This is a genomic window from Mesorhizobium sp. M8A.F.Ca.ET.218.01.1.1 (genome assembly GCF_004791165.1).
Lineage (GTDB): Bacteria > Pseudomonadota > Alphaproteobacteria > Rhizobiales > Rhizobiaceae > Mesorhizobium.
Genome location: NZ_SRUZ01000002.1, coordinates 477,808 through 497,867, shown reverse-complemented (window position 1 = coordinate 497,867; position 20,060 = coordinate 477,808). Strand labels below are relative to the sequence as shown.

At 60.6% G+C, this 20,060-nt stretch carries 11 protein-coding genes and 9 pseudogenes; 11 read left to right on the top strand and 9 right to left on the bottom strand.

The features are described 5' to 3' along the window. The first annotated feature begins 34 nt into the window (after positions 1-34). The 5 genes from EN861_RS08810 to EN861_RS36150 are packed head-to-tail and all read left to right on the top strand — an operon-like array spanning position 35 to position 4,126. Entirely contained in the window at positions 35-970 is a 936-nt protein-coding gene (locus EN861_RS08810) for an ABC transporter permease (protein WP_128314746.1), read from the top strand. Next, a complete protein-coding gene (locus EN861_RS08805; RefSeq protein ID WP_128314745.1) occupies positions 967-1,899 on the top strand; it encodes an ABC transporter permease in 933 nt (310 codons plus the stop codon). Before EN861_RS08810 ends, EN861_RS08805 begins: the two co-directional genes overlap by 4 nt. Then, complete coding sequence (locus EN861_RS08800; protein ID WP_128314744.1) at positions 1,896-2,903, top strand: ABC transporter ATP-binding protein; 1,008 nt, start codon at positions 1,896-1,898, stop codon at positions 2,901-2,903. Before EN861_RS08805 ends, EN861_RS08800 begins: the two co-directional genes overlap by 4 nt. Beyond that, on the top strand, positions 2,896-3,900 hold the full coding sequence (locus EN861_RS08795; RefSeq protein WP_128314743.1) for an ABC transporter ATP-binding protein: 1,005 nt from the start codon (positions 2,896-2,898) through the stop codon (positions 3,898-3,900). The genes EN861_RS08800 and EN861_RS08795 overlap by 8 nt, the downstream gene beginning before the upstream one ends. Then, complete coding sequence (locus EN861_RS36150; RefSeq protein WP_245501483.1) at positions 3,890-4,126, top strand: hypothetical protein; 237 nt, start codon at positions 3,890-3,892, stop codon at positions 4,124-4,126. Before EN861_RS08795 ends, EN861_RS36150 begins: the two co-directional genes overlap by 11 nt. 315 nt (positions 4,127-4,441) lie before the next feature. Here the strand turns inward: EN861_RS36150 and EN861_RS08785 are convergent. Further along, positions 4,442-5,638 (bottom strand): annotated as a pseudogene (locus tag EN861_RS08785) (IS91 family transposase). A 10-nt stretch (positions 5,639-5,648) separates the two neighbouring features. After that, positions 5,649-6,529: pseudogene (locus EN861_RS36625) on the bottom strand (tyrosine-type recombinase/integrase). A gap of 169 nt (positions 6,530-6,698) precedes the next feature. Between EN861_RS36625 and EN861_RS08775 the strand changes: the two are divergent. Beyond that, positions 6,699-7,450: pseudogene (locus EN861_RS08775) on the top strand (IS66 family transposase); the annotation flags it as partial. A gap of 140 nt (positions 7,451-7,590) precedes the next feature. Here the strand turns inward: EN861_RS08775 and EN861_RS08770 are convergent. From EN861_RS08770 to EN861_RS08760, 4 genes and pseudogenes are all read right to left on the bottom strand, one after another. Then, positions 7,591-8,592: pseudogene (locus EN861_RS08770) on the bottom strand (tyrosine-type recombinase/integrase). After that, positions 8,589-9,510 (bottom strand): annotated as a pseudogene (locus EN861_RS08765) (tyrosine-type recombinase/integrase). Before EN861_RS08765 ends, EN861_RS08770 begins: the two co-directional pseudogenes overlap by 4 nt. Beyond that, positions 9,507-9,989 (bottom strand): tyrosine-type recombinase/integrase, encoded by a 483-nt coding sequence (locus EN861_RS36135; protein ID WP_245512011.1) that lies wholly within the window; start codon positions 9,987-9,989, stop codon positions 9,507-9,509. Before EN861_RS36135 ends, EN861_RS08765 begins: the two are co-directional and overlap by 4 nt. Continuing rightward, positions 9,934-10,749 (bottom strand): hypothetical protein, encoded by an 816-nt coding sequence (locus tag EN861_RS08760; protein WP_245501511.1) that lies wholly within the window; start codon positions 10,747-10,749, stop codon positions 9,934-9,936. The genes EN861_RS36135 and EN861_RS08760 overlap by 56 nt, the downstream gene beginning before the upstream one ends. A 169-nt stretch (positions 10,750-10,918) precedes the next feature. Between EN861_RS08760 and EN861_RS36745 the strand changes: the two genes are divergently transcribed. Then, a complete protein-coding gene (locus tag EN861_RS36745) occupies positions 10,919-11,047 on the top strand; it encodes a hypothetical protein (RefSeq protein ID WP_292251445.1) in 129 nt (42 codons plus the stop codon). Positions 11,048-11,049: 2 nt separating this feature from the next. Here EN861_RS36745 and EN861_RS08750 read toward each other — a convergent pair whose 3' ends face one another. After that, positions 11,050-12,048, bottom strand: coding sequence for a succinylglutamate desuccinylase/aspartoacylase family protein (locus EN861_RS08750; RefSeq protein ID WP_128314879.1), 999 nt, complete (start codon positions 12,046-12,048; stop codon positions 11,050-11,052). A 631-nt stretch (positions 12,049-12,679) separates the two neighbouring features. Between EN861_RS08750 and EN861_RS36130 the strand changes: the two are divergent. From EN861_RS36130 to alr, 4 genes and pseudogenes are all read left to right on the top strand, one after another. Further along, positions 12,680-13,067 (top strand): annotated as a pseudogene (locus EN861_RS36130) (IS110 family transposase); the annotation flags it as partial. Between the two features lie 477 nt (positions 13,068-13,544). Then, positions 13,545-14,826 (top strand): annotated as a pseudogene (gene istA / locus EN861_RS08735) (IS21 family transposase). After that, positions 14,826-15,625: pseudogene (gene istB / locus EN861_RS08730) on the top strand (IS21-like element helper ATPase IstB). The pseudogenes istA and istB overlap by 1 nt, the downstream one beginning before the upstream one ends. Positions 15,626-16,524: 899 nt before the next feature. Continuing rightward, the gene (alr, locus tag EN861_RS08725) at positions 16,525-17,664 is read left to right on the top strand and encodes an alanine racemase (protein WP_128314881.1); all 1,140 of its coding nucleotides are present in this window, start codon (positions 16,525-16,527) and stop codon (positions 17,662-17,664) included. Positions 17,665-18,025: 361 nt separating this feature from the next. On the opposite strand, the pseudogene EN861_RS08715 reads toward alr, so the two are convergent. After that, positions 18,026-19,504, bottom strand: a pseudogene (locus tag EN861_RS08715) (recombinase family protein); the annotation flags it as partial. Continuing rightward, positions 19,494-19,691, bottom strand: a complete 198-nt coding sequence (locus tag EN861_RS08710) for a hypothetical protein (RefSeq protein ID WP_128314882.1) — start codon at positions 19,689-19,691, stop codon at positions 19,494-19,496. The gene EN861_RS08710 and the pseudogene EN861_RS08715, both read right to left, overlap by 11 nt. Between the last annotated feature and the right edge of the window lie 369 nt (positions 19,692-20,060).

Genomic DNA, 20,060 nt, shown 5'->3' with positions numbered 1-20,060 from the left:
CCGGCATCTCGGGCTTATCCTGATAAGGGCGGCCATGACACTTCTGATGGTGGCGATTCTGAATTTTATCCTATTCAGAGTCATCCCGGGCGATCCTTCGTCGCTTCTGCTTGGTGGGGCACGCATCAGCGTGACCCCTGAGCAGATTGAGGCACAGCGCCAAAGCTGGGGCCTTGACCGGCCGATGTTCCCTGATCAGGTGGTCGACTACTTGTCGGCAACTATGCAAGGTGATCTGGGCTACAGCTTTAAGTTCAGGGGTAGGCGTGTCGCTGACCTGATTTTGGAGCGCTTGCCAGCCACCGTCGCCCTAGTCGGTCTAGCCCAGGTCATCGCCATCCTATGCGGTGTCATGCTTGGCCTTTATGCGGGTTGGCGCAGAGGAGGAGCCATCGACCATATCACCACCGGCACTTCACTGGCGCTCTATTCTACGCCGGCGTTCTGGCTGGGCATGCTCCTGGTTGTGATCTTCAGCACGGCATTGGGTTGGTTGCCGGGCTATGGTGCACATTCGCCTGGCGCTGTCAGCGGTTCCCTTGATTGGTTGCTCGATTACTTGCGGCATCTCGCGCTGCCGGTCGCTGCGGTGGCGCTTGGGCTGATCGGCCAGTACGTTGTAGTCGCACGTGCCGCGATGAGTGACGTTGTCACCGAGGACTACATGGTAACCGCGCGGGCCAAGGGGCTGACCAACGGTCAGATGCTAATGCGTCATGCATTTCGCAATGCAATGCTGCCGGTCGTAACCCTGATTGCCCTTAATCTTGGCTACGTGGTCGCCGGTGCCATCACCGTCGAAGCCGTATTCGCCTGGCCGGGCATCGGAGGGCTGACCGTGGAAGCGCTGAATGCACGCGACTACCCTGTCCTTCAAGGCATATTCCTGTTGCTTGGTGCGTCGATCGTTGTTGCAAACCTCGTAGCCGATCTCGCCTATGGCCTTCTTGACCCGCGAGTCCGCCAATGAGCGAAAGTACAGTTCGATATTCCCCGCGAGGCCGGACGCGAGCGATAAAAAGCTTTCTGTGTCAATTTCTTGGCCACGGCGGTGCTCAGGCGGGCCTCGTATGTCTGGTCTTCTTTCTTGTGCTGGCTGCCGCCCCAAATACCCTTGTGGGACCGCTCCAAACTGCAATCAACGCAACGGGCGATTTCCTCGTTCCCCCATCAGGCGAGCATCTGCTGGGGACGGACGAGGTGGGGCGGGACGTGCTCAATCTGGTCGTCCATGGTGCCCGGATCTCGCTCACGATCGCGCTGCTGGCGACCGTCATCAGCCTCGTCGTCGGCACTTCGGTTGGTATCACCGCTGGCTACTACGGTGGCAGGGTTGACGTATGGCTGATGCGCCTGACGGATTTCTTTTTCGTCATGCCGTCCTTCGTGCTGGCACTGGTCATCACACCCGTGGTGCTCGAGGTGATGGGGCGCGGGGGAGACATCCTAGGCTTTCGTCCTTCTCTTTTCGTGATCATTGTCGTTATCGGAATGACGAGCTGGGCTTTTGTTGCACGGATCGTTCGCAGCCAAACGCTGTCGCTTAAGGAGCGAACATTCGTTGATCGCGCGCGGGTTGTGGGCAGCAGCAATATCGTCATCATGGTAAAGCACATCCTGCCCAACCTGCTGCCGCAAATCGCGGCCAACGGCGCGCTGGTCGTCGCCGGCGCAATCTATGTCGAGACATCGCTCTCGTTCCTCGGGCTAGGCGATCCGTTGCAGCCTTCATGGGGCACTTTGCTTGCGCTCGCTCAACGCGCTGGAGCCGCTAGCGCCGGAGCCTGGTGGGACCTTGGTGCCCCAGGAGTATGCGTCCTTACGGTTTCGCTTAGCTTCGTCCTGATCGGCAATGCCCTCGACGACACCTTTAACCCACGGCGCAGGGTGATCCCATGACAAACTCGTCCCAGGACAACGTACCGCTTCTGGAGGTCGACAGGCTCTCTGTCGATTATGGGCTCAAGGGCGTTTCATCGCGTGCGATCGACCGCGTGAGCTTCGCGCTGCGGGCCGGAGAGGCGGTTGGCCTCGTCGGTGAATCGGGCAGCGGGAAGACTACGACTGCAATGGCGATCGCGAGTCTGCTTTCACCCAACGCGCGGGTCAACGAGGGCGAGGTACGATATCGCGGGAAGCGACTGCCGATCGATGACGATGCGGCGATGCGGCCACATCGTTGGAGTGAAACGTCCGTTGTCTTCCAGGGCGCGATGAATGCGCTTAATCCTGTTCACCGCATCCTCAAACAAATAGCCGAGCCATGCATGCTGAAGCTCGGCATGTCGCGTGGCGAGGCGACCGCGCGGGCAAGAGAACTGCTCGAGCTTGTCGGCATTCCGGCGGATCGCGGAAGCGCCTATCCGCACGAATTGTCGGGGGGTATGCGTCAAAGGGTGATGATTGCCATGGCGCTGGCATGTCGCCCCTCGATCGTCATTGGCGATGAGCCGACCACGGCGCTCGACGTCATCACTCAAGCTCAGATCCTGAAGCTGCTGGGTGAGTTGCGATCGCGACTTAACCTTGCCCTCATTTTGATCACCCACGATCTTTCCGTGGTGGCTGAGGCTTGTGACCGCGTGATGATCATGTACGCGGGTCGCATCGTCGAGGACGGCACTGTCGCCGATATCTTCGCCCAGCCCAAGCACCCCTACACCAGACTGCTGATCGACTCGATCCCGAACCCGGCGAGCGGCAAACGGATTATTCGGCCAATACCCGGCGATCCCCCCAACTTGATGAATCGGCCATCGGGCTGCGCCTTCCATCCGCGTTGCCCGTCGGCCATGGCGGTTTGCGTGACCGAAGTCCCTAGTTTCGATGAGTGCGGACAGGGACGTGTGGCCTGTCACCTTCACCGGTCCTCGCAAGAAGACAAGGTTGCAGTCCATGCCTGACACCGCCGATATACTGCGTCTTGAGAGCATGCAGGTCCATTTTCCTATCCAGGGCGGGCTGTTCGACCGTGTCCTGGGCCGACCTGCGGGCGCCGTACGCGCGGTGGATGGGATTGACCTCAACATCGGACGGGGTGAGATCGTCGCCTTAGTCGGAGAATCGGGAAGCGGTAAGACGACGGTAGGCCGCGTCATTACCAAGCTTGCCCAGCCAACAGGCGGCAGGTTGTTGTTCGAGGGCGAGGATATGACCTCGGTGCGTGGCTCTTCAGCCCTGCGTCCTTACCGGCATCGCGTGCAGATGATCTTCCAGGACGCTTATCAGGCGCTTAACCCGCGGCACACCGTGTTCGATGTCGTGGCGGAGCCATTGCGGTCACTGCGACTGGTCGACAACGCCAGTCAACTCGCCGACCGGGTGAGTGAAGCGCTTGCAGCGGCCGGCCTCAACCCTCCCGGTGATTTCTTCGCCCGCTTCCCGCACGAACTGTCTGGCGGGCAGCGCCAGCGGGTCGTGATTGCTGGAGCGCTTGCCGTCAGGCCGGAGCTCATCGTTGCTGATGAACCTGTCTCGATGCTTGATGTCTCGATACGCGCGCAGATTCTTCAGGTCCTGGTTGACCTGCGCGACAAGCACAATATGGCGCTGCTATTCATCACCCACGATCTTCCGCTCGCCTGGTCGATCGCCGACCGGATAGCAGTCTTGTATCTTGGAAAATTGGTCGAGATCGGCAGCGCCGACGAGATCACATTCAACCCCCGCCATCCGTATACCGTCGCCTTGCGCAACGCGACGCCGCAGATTGGCGGCAACGCAGATCGCGGCAAGCTGCCGGCCCTGCAAGGGGAGGTTCCAAGCGCCGCCCGCGTGCCGAGGGGCTGCAGGTTCCATCCTCGCTGCCCGCTGGCATTCGACCGCTGCCGGGAAGAGGAGCCGCCGGCTATCGAAGTCGGGCCGCAGCACTTGTCAGCGTGCTGGCGAAGTGAATGCTGACGGCTTTGTTGCAACGGCTGAATTAGGATTCAAGGTGATTGGCGACCTGCTGGACAGCCAGCAGGCACACGCCGGTGCCGTCGAAGTAGACGAGCTTGATCCGGTCGGCGCGCTTCGCCCGGAAGACGTAGACCGCGCCGGAGAACGGTTATGTGGCGCGCCACATAATGCAGAGCGTTTTTTAGCTTGGCGTCGCGCAGAAAGGCGGGTGGCGAAAGCGCGCTGAGGTGGATCGCGACGGTGAGCTAAAAACGTGTTGGACTAAGCCGCCGGCACGGGTGGCGGCTATGGGCGTTCAATTGAGGCCATGCCTATGAACAGGCGTGGCGTGCGCGCGGATGCGGTCGTGGCGCGGCTATCGCAAGGGGTCGCGTTGTGCGCCGAAAGCGGCACGGATATGGGTTCGGCAAAGTGAGGACCGGCGTCGCGCCTTGCCCGGCAAAGGCAGCCGGGGGTGACGGCGCGCAGCTTCGCGGGACCGACTCGGTTTCCGGCCGAACGGCTCGTGCGATGCGGTGATTGCGAAAGCGGAGCGGTTCTTTCATGAGGTGTCCCAGTATGGCGGGGGTCCAGTGGCGCCGTCGAAGATACCGACGATGATCATCTGGCCTTGACGATAGGCGGGGCATTGCCTGAGGGAATGACCGGTGAGATCCTCATAGCGCTCGCGGTAATCCCTTTCGGATGAGCCATCCGACGGCTCTGGAACCGGCATGCCGAGCAGGTCGCGGCAGTGGGCGAGCTTTTGCGCGCGGTAGCGATTGCCGAGAAAGCCGTAGTAGCGGATGCGATGGAAGCCCTCGGGCAGGACGTGCACCAAGAAGCGGCGAATGAACTCGTCGGACGCGACGGTCATGACCTTTTGCCGATTGCCGTGCCGATAGTCCTTCCAGCGGAAACGAACAGCGTTGTCCTCGATGTCGACGAGACGGTTGTTGGAGGTGGCGACGCGGTGCGTATAGCGGCCGACATAGTCGAGCACCTGGGCAGGTCCGGCGAAGGGCGGTTTGGCAAAGACGACCCACTCAGCCTTTCGTAGCGGCGCCAAATAGCGCCGGAAGGCGTCGCGCTCGCTCAGGTGCTGCAGGCCAGAGAAAAACTGCAACTGCCCGGCGTCGAAGGCTTTCTCCAGGTGCTCCAGAAACAATCGTCGGAACAGGCGTGAGAGCACCCGGACCGGCAAGAAGAAGCCGGGCTTGCAGGCGATCCACCGACGACCGTCGGCAGACAGGCCGCCGCCGGCGACGACGCAGTGCAGATGCGGATGATGAAGCAGGTTCTGGCCCCAGCTGTGCAGCACGGCGAAGAAGCCGATCTCGGCGCCCAGGTGCTTGGAATCGGCGGCGATGGTGCGCAGGGTCTCGGCGGCGGCACGGAAGAGCAGGCCGTAGACGAGCGCCTTGTTGTGATAGGCGATGGCGGCAATGTCGCCGGGCAGCGTGAAGACGACGTAAAAGTATTGCGTGTCGAGGAGCTCGGCGCGACGGTCCTCCAGCCATTTGCGCGAGCCAGCGATTGGCAGCGGGGCAATGCCTGTCGCGGCAGCTGTTGAAGGCGATGCGCCGGTGGCCGCATTGATCGCATGCTTCGACATGCCCGCCGAGCGCGGCGGTCCGGCACAGTTCGATCGCCGTCATGACGCGGCGCTGGGCGGTCGACAGCGACGCGTCATGCTGCTCGCGATAGGCTTCGCTTAGCGGCGGAAGATATCCGCCACTTCCGGCCCCGAGCGGTCCATCGGCGCGAGCTCAGAAGTACTGAGGCTGGGCGGCCGGCGGCACGGTGGGCGCCGGACGCGGTAAGAGCTCGAAGGGGCTCGATGTGGCGCAGACCTTGTTGGTGGCAATCCGCAGGTAATGGGCGGTGGTCGCGAGGCTGCGGTGACCGAGCAGCAGTTGAATGGTGCGCACGTCGGCGCCGGCCTCCAACAGATGGACGGCGAAGGCGTGCCGCAAACTGTGCGGCGTGACCGGTTTGGACAAGCCGGAGAGGTCGCACGCTTTCGCGCAGGCCTGTCCCACCGCACCCCTGGTGATCGGCTGGCCGGCACGATCGCCGGGGAAGAGCCACGCCTTTGGCCGCCGCAGCTTCCAATAGTCACGCAGGATCTCCAGCAGCTTGGGCGACAGCATCACGTAGCGGTCCTTCTGGCCTTTGCCCTGCTCGACGCGGATGACCATTCTCTGGCTGTCGATGCCCGTGGGCTTTAGCTGAACCGCTTCCGAGATGCGCAAGCCGGCGGCATAGCAAGTGGTCAGGATGCGTGGTGTTTGACGTCGAGGACGCAGCCGAGGAACCGCTGAACTTCCTCGGCACTGAGGATGATCGGCAGCTTCTGCGGCTTCTTGGGAAGCGGCAGGACCTCTTCAGGCGCCCAGTCCCTCTCGAGCGTCACACTGTATAGAAAGCGCAGCGCCGCAATTGCTGGGTGGATCGAACCGGGCGACAGCTTCTTCTCGTTGGTCAGATAAACCTGATAGGTCCGAATGTCCTCGCGCCCGAGCAAGTCCGGCGACTTGCCGAAATGGCGGGCGAACAGCGACACCTGTTGGAGATACGACAGCTGGGTGTTGAGCGCGAAGTTGCGCACCTGCATGTCCTCGCTCATGCGCTGGCGAAGTTGGGTCATCACAAGCTCCTTTGTCCGATGGAGGGGGCTGCAAGCAGCTACCCCCATGCTGACGCAGTCGGAGCTTGTTGTGGACACATCACCAGCGCCACAGACGCGATCAAGTCACGCTGTCGGCACACACTCTCCTTGTCGCTCCGCGACTGCGGAGCGGGTACGGCTTCTTACGCCGGCACGTCTTGTCGAAGGCGGCATTCCTACAGAGGCCACGGTGGCTCATGTTCTGGTGTCGAAGTATGCCGACCACCTTCCCCGGGCAAGGCAGCTTCCTGCTTCGCCCTGTGCATGAGCGGCTGTTCGAGCGGCTGAAGGCTTCAGACAAGCTCTTGGCGGACGAGACCACTGCGACCGAGCTTGGGGCGGAATGGACCTACCCGGCGTCGCCTATCTCTACGCTCCGGACCGCAAGGCCGAACAGCCGATCCGGCATCTTCAGAGCTTTGTCGGAACCCTGCAGGTCGACGGATCGCGGGTTACAAGGCATTGGCCGAACGCAACGCCGTGAGCTTGGCCTTTTGCTGGTCGCATGTGCGTCGCCGCTTCTATGAGCTCGCGCAGTCCGGCCCCGCGCCGATCGCGACGGAGGCGCTCGCCCGCATCGCCCAACTCTACCACGTTGAGAGCGATATCCGCGGTCGTTCCGCCGACGAACGCCGCGCGGTCCGGCAGGAGAGAAGCCGTCCCGTCATCAATGCCCTTGAGCCGTGGCTTAGGCAGCAACTCACTCTTATCAGCCAGAGGACCAAGGCTGGCGGAAGCTATCCGCTATGCGCTCTCGCGCTGGCAAGATCTGACACGATTCCTCGACAACGGTACGATCGAGATCGACTCCAACGTCGTCGAGCGCGCCATGCGCTCTTCGCCGGCTCGGACGGCGGCGCCGAGCACTGGGCAACGATCGCTTCGCTGATCGAAACCTGCTTATGCCGCGCGCGGCATAAGCAGGTTTATGCCGACCGGCGAACTATGCCGAGCGCCTCGTCCGATCATGGCGGTATGATGCGCTTTGCCCGCCGTTTCGACCAAGAACCCGTCGTTGACACTCGGCATAGTTCTCATGCTCAAAGGGCGTTCAGGAGCTCAAGAAGCTGGTCGTTTGGCCGAAATCGTTCCGCCTTTGCGCGTTCGTATGGCTTCAGCTTGGCAAGTGCGGATTCCTTCAGCTCAAGATATGCGTGAATATAGGTCAGCGTCGTTTCCATCGCCTCATGGCCCAGCCATAAGGCGATGACCGAACAATCGATGCCCGCCTGCAGCAGCTGCATGGCAGCGCTGTGCCTCAAAACATGGGGCGACACCCGCTTCGAGCGGAGGGTGACGCAGTGTTCGCGAGCCTTGGCGACATATTTGTTCAGCAGCGCCTGCACGCCGTCGGCGCTCAGTTTTGCCGCCGTGCGTGTTCGGAAAGAGAGCCGTTGCGCCCCGCTTCCTGGGCTCGTTGAGCCAGCCCCGAAGGGCTTGCTGTGCAACCTTGGTGAGCGGCGTACTTCGCTCCTTGCGGCCCTTGCCAAGGCGTCGCACGTGGGCACCGTGCCCCAGCATCACCGAGTCCCGGTCGAGATCGATGATCTCCGAGACCCGCAACCCCGTTTGCGCGGCCAGCAACAGCAGAGTGTAATCACGCCGTCCCAGCCATGTGCTGCGATCCGGACAGGCCAGGATCGCTTCAATCTCGGGCTGGTGAGAAACTGAAGCTGTCGCTTGTCGCATCGCTTGCTCGTGATCGCGAGCACGCGTTGAATCTGGGCGCTATGGGCCGGCTCCTCGAACGATGCATATCTGAAGAAAGACCGAATGGCCGTGAGGCGGAGATTACTGGTCCTTACTGAGGCGGATCGCAGTGTCTCGAGGTCTTCCAGGAATGCGCCGATGAAAGGCGCGTCCAAATCCCGCAGTGTCAACTGTGACGGAGACCTGCCAAGGCGTGTCTGCGCGAATGCAAACAGGAGCCGGAAGGTGTCGCGATAGGAGGCGATGGTGTTGGAGCTTACGCCTTGATGTCGCATGAGCCGATCGGTGAACCACCGCTCGATCAGCACGGCCAGATCATTCGGGGCACTCATGAGCGAGCCTCCCACCGCTTATCCAGCAGTCGCGCGGCATGGGTCATTAGCTCCGGCGCGGCGGATAGATACCAGTAGGTGTCGCGAACATTGGCGTGGCCGAGAAAGGTCGAGAGGACCGGCAGTTCCCGCTCGACATCTTCGCCCGCGCGATACCAGTTGGTCAGGGCCTGGACGGCGAAATGGTGACGAAGATCGTGAACCCGCGGACCATTGCGCTGCCCCCGCTGCCGCAGGCCGATCTACGCGACAGCTGCCAGAACACCCGGTGCACGTATTGGTGCAGCAATCTGCCGTCCTGCTCGGCGACAAAGAAATAGGGGCTACAAGGCGCGACGAGATGCGCGTCGCGTCGCGCGGCATAGTCCGACAGCACGGCGACCGTCGTGGCATGGAGCGGGACCAGCCGCGACTTGCCGAACTTCGTCTCTCGAATGGTGAGGATACCTTGGTCCAGATCGACGTCGTCCCGGCGCAGGTCGAGCGCTTCGAAATGGCGTAGCCCGGCGACCGCTATCAATCCGAACAGACAATGATATGTCCAGCGACGCAGGGCGTTGGCCGGCGGCAGCGACAGTGCCGCCGCCAAAAGCGCCGTGATCTCAGCATCGGTATAGATGTAGGGCTTGGCCCGCCGCGCCGGCGACACAGCGTCTTGAGGTGGCACTTCCGTCAGGGGATCGAAATGAGCGAGGTGCTGAGCGAAGCAGCGCACATCGGTCAGGCGGATGGACCAACTCGGTTGTCGGCCGATCAACGTCACCCACTTCATTGCCAGCCCGTGGTGATGGTCTCGGCGCCGCGAGCCTCCATGAAGGTGACGAAATCCGACAACCGTCGAGCGGGGCCATGATACTTGTATCCCAATCCCTGGCGCATGCCCACATAGCGCTCGAGCGCTGTTCGAAGCCGGCTCATTGGATACCTCCCGGCCAGGGCAGGCTCAGTTCGCGCAGCTTCTCGATGTCGAGCTTGGCATAGATTCCTGTGCTGTCGATGCTCCGGTGACGAACCAACTGGCCGATCTCGGCAAAGCTGGCCCCCGACCGCAGCAGGTCGGTCGCAAGGCTGTGGCGGAAGAGGTGCGCGCCGTGGTGCGCATAGCCGTGAATACCCGCCCGCTCGAGGGCCTCCTTCGCGATCATCATGATGGCACAGCCTGAGGCAAAGCCGACGTGCGGAGCAAGCATTCGTAGAAATAACCGGCGACACGGTGAAGCCGGTCGCCCATGCCGGATGTAGGCGACGATAGCCGCACCGACGTCGTGGCGTAGCGGCATCATCGCTTGCCGCCGTCCCTTGCCATGGACGAGGACACTGCCCGACTGCCAATCGATATCATCAAGACTGAGCGCGGCAACCTCGCTGGCGCGCAAGCCCAGCTTGGCCAGCGCCATCAAAACCGCATAGTCGCGAAGCCCCATTGCCGTGGTCCGATCGCAGGCGATCGAGAACCACCTGAACCTTCTGTGGTGACAGGAAGGTTGGTAGGCCAGCAAGCCGCCAGCGACGGATCGACGGCACACAATCGGCCAAGGCCACCGAAATGAAGCCCTTCAGATGCAAATAGCGCAGGAAGGCGCGCACCACCCCGCACATCGCCTTGCCGCTGTCGGCGGAGCCATCGAGAGCATGTCGCTCGACATAACCGATGACGATCTCCGGGGTGAGCGCCGCAAACCCATCTGCGCCAGCCGGACAGACCTCCTGCAGAAATCGGCGTGAGAGCAGCTTGTGGCCTTCCACCGTCGAGTCGGCGAGCCCTTTCTCATTCGTGAGGTAAGCCGCGAACACATCAACAATCTGCTCGTACTCCGTGCGCTCAATCGGAAGGGCGGTTGGTATCAAACCGTCTTGCCGTAACGCGGCAAGCAAGCGCCGAAGCGCCGATCGGTCGCCCGAATCGATGCTCCAGTGTTTGGAACGGTGCTCCAGAAACCGCTCGACATGAACTTCGCTCAAATCCCGGAGATCGTGCCCGTTACCGACATGCCAGTCTCTCAGCTCACGAAATCGGCTTAGCGATCGCCAGGTGCATTGCCGACCGAAGCCTTCGTCCGACAATCTGCCCGCATAAACGCGTGCAAACTCGCCATATGGCCCGTGGATCAGCTTCCGATAGAGCGTGCTGCGTTGCAGATAGTCACTTGCGTTCATGTGTCCTCTCCTTCGCGTCAATTGCGACGGAGAGAGCCTAAGCTATGCCGATCCAGCTACCGCTATGTTGAGGAAAGTGTTGGTAAAAACTTGCTCACTCGGCATAGTTCGCCGGTCGGCATAAACATGCAAGCTAAACGGCGTCGAGCCTCACACCTACCTCGCTGACGTGATCGCCCGGATCGTCGCCGGCCATCCACTAAGCCAGATCTGCTGCCTTGGGCCTACAGACCCATGCCGCTCAAAGCCGTGGCCTGAGAACAGCGGTTACCAGAAGGCACGATTTCGGCGAACTTGATTTCAACGATTCAGCGGTCGCGCCAAGAGCGCTAACCATTCGCCGACTTCGACATAGCCCCCGGATCGAACACCGCAGACGATGGAAGGGCCAGGCGACCGGATATCACTGGAATTTGCCGACGAAGAGTCCATCGGATGCAGGATGCCAATGAGATCTCCCTGCTTCACTTCGCCCAACATCGAGCAACGAGGTTCGAAGATACCCGGCAGAGGCGATTTCAGTTCATCGGCTGGGCGCCGCGTATGAAGTGTCTGGCCGGACCTCCGTCGACGGAAGGTCGGATACTCGGCTTTTCCCTCGACGACTCCCAGCGAGATGAGTGCGTTGCGTACTCCAGCGTCGTAGATCGCGAGAGCTTCATCGCCGATAATGCCGCCGCCCAGTTCAACACAGACGAATACCTTACCTTGGTTGTGGGCCGAGATATCAAACATTCCGGGCGTATCTGGATGATCCCAGACCAACGTCATAGGTAATTTGAACGCCTCTGCCATTCTGATTGTCTTGATCATGAGAGCGGGATCTGCAATGGGATGCGTCGTCGTCGATGGTGGAAAGTCCCAGATTGGTCCGAAGCTGTGCAGATCAAATACGGTGTCGGCCATCGGCAACAACAGGCGGGAAACGGCATCCGCGATTCGTTCGGTTAGCGACCCCTCGGCACGGCCCGGAAACACTCGGTTGAGGTTCAATCCATCGATCGGCGTATTGCGACTGAAAGCCTGCACGGCCGGCGGATTGAGAACGGGAACGATGATAATCCTCCCACAGATTTGCGCTTCGGGCAGCCATGCAATAAGCCGTTGCGCAACAAGTGGCCCCTCCAATTCATTGCCGTGACATCCACCAGTGATAAGGAGACGAGGTCCATCACCTTTGTTCAGGCTGAAAACCGGAAGCGAAAGAGCTTCGCAGTCGGCGCCTTTTGGAACAACAAGATGCCCTTTGCTCGTGCCGGGCTTGTCGGGGTCAAACGTAAGATGTGGCGGGTTGCTCATTGTTCAGCCTAGTGTGAGTATTCAGCGACTTGGCGCCGAGTTTACGTTTCTTCGCTCTGCAGTATGCACCAACCTGTCTTCGATTCGCCAATATAATGTCTCGACCCGTGCCGTCGCGTCTTCAGATGGCTGGCCTCGGCGGGTCACGGGAGACTGTGCGCTTACTGCGAAAGAAGGCCACGTCGCTCGATGAAGAGTATGCGGCCCAATTCTCGTAACGCGTCCCGAGTCGTACAACCCCGTCCGGTAGATGGTCGGGATCCGTGAACTCTCCTCCCTTCCGTTTCCCTGCATAGCGTTCTGACCGCCAAGAACTCTGAACGCCTTCGTTTAATAAGAAGGCAGGCATGCAATATCGGTTGCCGATGACCAGGTTCGAACGGCGTGTCCGCTTCGGGGTCTAGCAGGTGTTTGCTCAGCAGCCTGCGGCGAATTCGGCGGCCGGCGCAACGCCGTTTCTAGAATCAAGAATGATCCAGGCTTGCAGATGACGTCGACATGGCCAACGCGTGCTGACCGTCCGCGGCAGATAGTGATGGGCTTGACGCCCCTCGACGGCATCGATGTGCCAGAATGGTGGTGTTTGACAGCCCTTAAGAGAGGGAGCGTCCACAATGAAGTTAACACCGGGTTGGACCTAGTGAAGAATGTGATTCAGGCGCATGGAGCGGATGCGGCGGGCGCCATAGTTATCCGTAAGCAACTGCGACGCGACAAGGTGCTTGCGTTTCTCGCTGGGCAGCCGGCCTGCTTGGTCGCCATGGAGGCCTGTGCTGGGCGCATCACTGGGCGCGCGAGATCGACAAGCTCGGGCACTCCGTTCGTCTGATGCCGCCATCCTATTTGAAGCCTTTCGTAGGCCGCCGATGCCGAGGCTATCTGCGAGGCCGCGCAGCGGCCGACCATGCGCTTTGTCGCCGTGAACAGTGAGGATAAGCAGGCGAGTGCGGGTCCGGGCTCTGCTGGTGCGGCAGCGCACCCAGACGATCAACGCCTTGCGCGGCCATCTCGCAGAATATTGACTGGTCATTGCCCAGCCCCTTCTCACCACCGCCAAGCTGATGGAAACCTGAGTGCGACCTGCCCGAAGCCCGCCTGGCCCTCACCATCTGGTCTATACGCTGAGCTGGAGGAAAGGATCAAGCAGCTCGATGCCGAGATTGCACGCGTGCCGAGAGGATGAAGACGTGGGGCGGGGCAACAATCCCCGGCGTTGGTCCGATAACCGCCCGAGCGATCCGACAGGGTCTCGCCAATATAAATATCCAAACCGAGCTCACTGCAGCGGCGGTGAACCTGAAGCGGACTGCCGCTTTGTTTGACCGATTCCTGGGATTGCTGCTGTTGATGCACGCTCTGAACCTCGTTGACGAGACCCGACGAGGGCATCCGGTAGTTCCGACACCAAGACCACCGCTGTCTCGTGTCGGGCGACATGCACAATTGACCCCCTAACGCACAAAGAACTGACCCCTCTCTTTTGAGAGGACCCATAGATGGCGATCGAGATTTCGGTGACACCTGCATTGTCGAGAACGATGCAGGGAGAGACGATGCTGCAGGCGGAGGAAGTGATGTCGATGGTGCGCCTGCATCAATGTGGCTGGGGCGCGAAGCGGATCGCCAAGGAATTCGGCTGCGCGCGCAATACGGTACGTCGCTACCTTCGCGAGGGTGGTGTCATTACGTATCGAGGCCGGCCGCGCGTGTCGGCGCTCGACGGGCTCGATAACTGGTTGCGGGAACGCTTCTTCCGGCATGAGGGCAACGCGGACGTCATTCGCCAGGAACTGGCGGGTGAACATGGGATCATTATAAGCCTGCGGTCGGTAGAACGCCGGGTGCAGCATTGGCGTCGGGAACTGAAGGCGCAGAAGCGAGCGACGGTGCGCTTCGAGACAGCGCCGGGTCATCAGATGCAGATCGACTTCGGCGACACGCGGGTATGGATCGGCGGCGAGCGGGTGCGGATCCATGTGTTTGTCGGAACGCTTGGCTATTCGCGTCGGATGTATCCGGGCCTCGCAGCGTCAGCGCCAGGCAGACTGGTTCGAAGGAATGGAAGGCGCTTTCCTGCGGTTCGGGGGCGTTCCAGGGGAAGTCCTGATCGACAATGCGAAGGCGCTGGTCGAACACCATGACGCGGTGACGCGCGAGGTGAGATTCAACGCGCGGCTACATGCCTTCGCCCGGTATTGGAGCTTCACGCCGCGGGCCTGTGCTCCCTATCGAGCACGCACGAAAGGAAAGGACGAACGCGGGCTCGGCTACGTCAAGAAGAACGCGATCGCCGGACGCCGGTTCGAGAGCTGGGCAGCGTTCGAGGCGCATCTGGACCGGTGGACGCGCGAGGTTGCCGATCAACGTGAACACGGCACGACCGGTGTCGCGCCGGTGGAACGCTTTGCCGCTGAAGCTCGTGCGCTACGCCCGCTGGCCGGCCGTGCCCCGTTCGGACAGTTGCGGGATCTGGTCCGCAAGGTCCAGGCCGACTGCGCAATCGATCTCGACACGAACAGCTACTCGGTCCCCTGGCGCCTGATTGGCGAGAGCGTCCAGGTCGTCGTTCTGGCCGGCCGCGTGATCATCCGTCATGCGGGCCAGGTCGTCGCAGACCACGCCCTTTGCCGGGGGAGAGGACAACGGATCGTGGATCGGGCGCATTTTGTTGGCGTTGCCGGCTTTGACGGGCCGGTCCGCGCAGATCCCATTGAGATCGCGCCGGCCTTGCTGCGGCCGCTCGCGGAATACGAGGCGGTTGTCGGAGGGGCCTGGTGATGACGACCGTGGATCATGACATGCTCATCGCAACGCTCGATCGACTGAAGCTGACGGCGATCCGCGATCAGCTCGACACGTTGCTGGACGAAGCTGCTCGCTCAAAGATGACGTTACGGGAAGCCCTGAGCTTCCTTGTGTCACGCGAGATCGCCGGCGCGACGAGCGGCGCATCTCCATGTCGAGCAAGATCGCCCAGTTCCCTTTCGTGCGCGAACTGGACGGCTTCGACTACGAGGCGCAGCCTTCACTGGATCAGGAGCAGATCAGGGAACTGGCGACCTGTCGCTGGATCGCGCACGGCGACACGCTTTTGTTCCTCGGCCCACCCGGCACGGGCAAGACGCATCTGGCCGTGGCCCTCGGCCGCGAGGCGATCTGCCAGAATTACAACGTGCAGTTCATCACGGCGGCCACACTGGTGGCGATGTTGGCCAAGGCTCATGCCGACGGCTCGCTCGACAAGCAGTTGACGACCTTGTCACGGCCGAAATTATTGATCATCGACGAACTGGGCTATTTGCCCTTCGAGGCCAACGCCGCCCACCTGTTCTTCCAGCTTGTGTCGCGGCGTTACGAGAAGGGATCGATCCTGATCACCTCCAATCGCTCCGTGGGCGAATGGGGGAGCGTTTTTGGCGATCCCGTTGTGGCCACGGCGATCCTGGACCGCCTGCTACACCACTCCACGGTGATTACCATCCGCGGCGACAGCTACCGTCTCCGCGAAAAGCGCCGGTCCGGCCTTCTGCAGAAAACCCGACCGGCATCCGAAAGCAACGAAACCGCAAACCAATGAAGGGGTCAGTTCCTCGTGTCGGTAAAGGGGTCAATTCCTCGTGTCGCTTGACATCTCGTACCAGGGCACTTGTTTCGGAGACAGAGAGGCTTCGATTGGGCACAAATCATGACGCGCGTATTGCCCAAGTTTGCAGAGCGCGCCCAGATGAGGCGTGCAGCAAAGCAGCGGCTTGACCAATGAATCGGACAGGCCGCGATGAAAGGATAGCGATCGCTGGTAATCCAAATTCTGCGGTTGGACGATCTCAGCCGGGGTTGGCGACAGCGGGACAACAAACGCTCGGCGAGAAAACGTGACGAATCGGCCCGCGCACCTCGCGTACTCGTCGACGCTCTGTTCACTGGCTCTAGCGCCGGCCGTTGCTCCGAAGCTGCTTGCGCCAGTCATAGACATGCCAGCGCGAGACCTAGTGTTTACGCGTAACTTCCGCAACGCGCACCGTGGCTCGGCCTATCCGACGTGTTGTTCTCTTCACGGGATTCAGCAAGTCTCAGGACCGTGCTATCTCGCAAGTCCGTGTTGTCTCGCAAGACCGGCCCCAAAACGCCTCCTACACATCTCTGCAAATGGGTCGTTTTGAACAGCGAGAACATCTCGATCAGCAATAACTCCCAATCACGAGAACATTTCAGCAAGAATGCATCTAGTCATCTACAATACATGGCCATAATAATCGCAAGTAACAATCCACAGTCATTTAACATTTACCGAAAATAAAAGAACAACGTAAATGTTAACTTTTTAAGAAGTTTTCTTAAAGGCGATTTTACGTTAGCCGTATTGACTTAGTGCGCAATTACCGCAATTTTGCTCTGATGTATCTGTGCGCGGTTCTGATTTTGTGGCGTGACCGCTAAGGCCGCATCGCAGTCTACGAGTTAGCTGGAGAGCAGAAGATGTTTCCACTAGTACGGCCTGCAAATGTTATATTTGAGATCAATCTTGAGGCGATCCAAGCAAATTTCCGTACCATCGGGGGTCTCGTTGGGCCGTACGTAAAGGTGGCCGCAGTCGTCAAAAGCGACGCTTACGGGCTTGGCGCTGTAGAGGTTGCAGGGGCGCTAATCGATGCCGGCTGCGAGCTGCTCTTCGTCGCTAATTTAGACGAAGCTTTGCTTCTGAGGTCAAACCAGGTAGATAGGGCTATTGCGGTTTTTTGTGATGAATTTGCGAAATTTCACCAGTACTATCGATCCGAAGGCCTCATACCCGTTGTAAACAATTGCGCTGAATTGGAGGTTATTCGTGCAACGCGGACACAAACATACTTTCTGAACGTGGAAACCGGATTCTCCCGTCTCGGGCTAGCTTTTCCCGACGTGCGTCGCGCGCATGCTGCAGGCATCTTCGACCAGTGTCCGCCCTCGGTCGTACTCAGCCACCTCGCGTGCAGCGAATGCTCTACGGACCCGACTAATGCGTTTCAAAGGAATCGCTTTGAGGCGATCTACGATATGCTTGGGCCCACAATAGGAAGCCTCGCTGCCTCGGCCGGTGTTTGGTTAGGTAAATGCTATCATTTCGACATGGTACGAGTGGGCGCAGCATTGTACGGACTTAACGACGCTGGCATTCAACCCAATCCGCTGATGGCCGTTGCAAGCCTCCGAGCCAAAATACTCGATGTGCGCTATTTGGCCAGCCGGGAGGCTGTTGGCTACGGCGCGACGTTCCGGACAGTTCGACCTAGCCGCATAGCAATCGTCGGGATCGGCTTCAAGCATGGCCTTCCATGGGCCTGCGCAAACAAGATATCCGTTAGACTTGCTGGATATTCGGTCCCTGTAATAGGAACAATATCCATGGAATACACGACGATAGATGTAACAGACGTTCCGGAGGCGCTTTGCGCGCCGGGTGGATTTGTAGAACTGTTAGGTAAAGATTTTACGCCAGACGACTTTGCGGCCGCCGCTGGTCTTAACGCAGCAGAGCTGCTGACTCGCCTCGGTGGCGGCTGCTCAAGACGTTATCTGCCCTCTAAACTTCATCAGCCGAGTTCTAGAACAAGAAGGTCGAATGGGTATCTCGCGTGATGATTTCAACGGCTGTCTCCTCACGCCAGGCTTTCACGGCTATTTGCACCGTCCGCAGGCTTTTGGTCGTGAACCCTGTTTGATCGACGTTCATCAGCCTCTGCAGCACGAGGGCTGCCGGCGGAATTCGCTGCCGTCGATCCCGATTCGGTGCATGATCACAGCCAATTTGCGGGCGACCGCCACTCGGGCTTTCTTGCTGCCTCTCCGGCGCGCCAGGCGCGCGCGCCTTGCGAATCGCTTCAGTCAAAGCTTCCGGTGTTGAGGCAATCTTGCCACGCCACACCACGGCGCCGGCTTCGTCAAGAACGCATACCGATGTAGGGTCGAGGGAAACATCCAGACCAACAAAGTGCTTTATTGTTGTTGGCGCCGACCAGACAGCCCGAAGGTCTGTGGCCAGCGCCGTGATGCCCGTTGCCAACACAGGTGATGGCCTCGGCGTCGCGGCATCATGCGCGGTGATCTTGTTCTCGATCTCACCAACACGGATGAGTGCCTGGTTCCAACCCGCTTCCAGTTCCGCCGCGACCAGCCGGTTCTCGGGATCGCCCGCGTCATATTGCCGGAAGGCCCGGTCGGCAGCGTAGCGGGCAGCCTCAAGATCCCGACTGACGGCGTCCCGGACCTGGTCACGACGATTGGCAGCTTGCGCCTCAGCTTCGGCAGCGGCAGCAATCGCTACCGGCTCCACGACTCGCAGGAGCGCCTCCTCAATCGCATCATCGACGCGCAGTCCGCCAAAGGCGATGCATCGCGGCTCGCCATTGTCGAGCAGACCCCGCCAGCAAGAATAGCGCGCAATGTTGTGCTTGGTGCCCGTGTACCGCACCGTGAGCTTGCGGCCGCAGCGCCGGCAGCGGACAAGCCCGGCGAGCAGAGCGTCCATGCTTGGCGCCCCGTGATGCCGGCTCGTGGGCACGTTGTCGCTCACCATCTTGCGGATCGCTTCCGCCCTTTCCCAGCCGACGTAGCCTTCGTGTGCACCGGGGATCAGCGCCAGCCATTCATCTCGCGCCTTATGGCGGCTGCGCGAGCGAATGGCTGTTGCATCATACCCCGACGCAGCACGAGTCTTACCATAGGCATAGGCGCCGCCGTAGATCGGGTTCTCGATCATTCGGTGGATGGTCGCGTAGCTTGGTCTGCGCCAGACCACATCGCCATTGTTGCGCTTGGCAGGCAAATCCAGCCCATGTTCAAGGAACCAGAGCAGGGCCTGGCGGGCACTACCGAGTTCCGCCACCTTATCAAACACAAGGGTGATGGCCTCCTGCACACGCCGATCAGGTTCCTTCTCAAGTCGATCGCCGACCTTCACGAAGCCGACAGGGGCTGCGACGACGAGTTCGCCGCGGCGGGCCTTCTCGTCGCGAGCCGACAGCGAACGCTGGCGCAGAAGATCGAGTTCATACTCGTTGAGACTGCCCTTCAATCCCAGCAGCAGCCGATCATTGCCCTGACGCGGCGCATAGACTGTCTCCTGGTCGATCAGCACGGTATCGACGACACGACACATCTCGATAAGCTGCTGCCAGTCGCGGCTGTTGCGGGCAAACCGCGACACCTCCCGTGCCGCAACCGCCCCGACCTTGCCGAGACAGACCTCGGCGATCATCCGATCGAAGCCGGCGCGTACCACGCCGCCGGCGGCGGAACGGCCGAGATCGTCATCGATCGTCTCTACGCGAGACCAGCCAAGGACCGTCAGGTGGTCGCGCATCGCATATTGAAGCATACTGCTCTCACGATTGTGCAGGACCTGATGGGCTGACGACTGCCGCACATACAGGATCGCTTTGCGCTCCAGATGATGCGGCCCAATCTTCTCATGCATCATGATCCGCGCCCTCCCGTTTTGCGGCACCCTCGCCGTCGACATGTCCGAGCATCAGGCTGACCATCAGCTTCGTCACTGATCGGCGCGCCTCGGCCGGCAGCGCCTGCCATTGCGGCGTCTGCACTGCGTCGGCGTCGTTCGGCTTCGAGAACAGATCGAACTGGTATGTCGTGGGCTGGCGCGGCATGGACATCTCCCCGATTTGCGTGACATCCCAATGCTGCGCCCATCTCCGGCGATTGCGATGGGGTCCCCGTGTCGTGGAGCAGTTTCGCCAGGGTGCCCAGCGCGGCAAGGTAGACGTGCGGAGCAGTCGTGATGCGCCAGCTCGCGCTGAGGCTCCGATCGAACATCCACCCGGGAACCTCCAGCCAGCGATCCGATACCCGGCCAGAAAGACTACAGCGGAAAACCTCTGCTTCGTTCTTGTCGATCACTTCATGAATATGGACCTGGCGACCCGCCCAAGGATGCCATGGATAGAGAAGCTCGCGCTCCGGCCGGTTCCGTGGGTGTTCCGTCGCCGAGTTGTATAACAGCGTGCGGCCTCATTCGC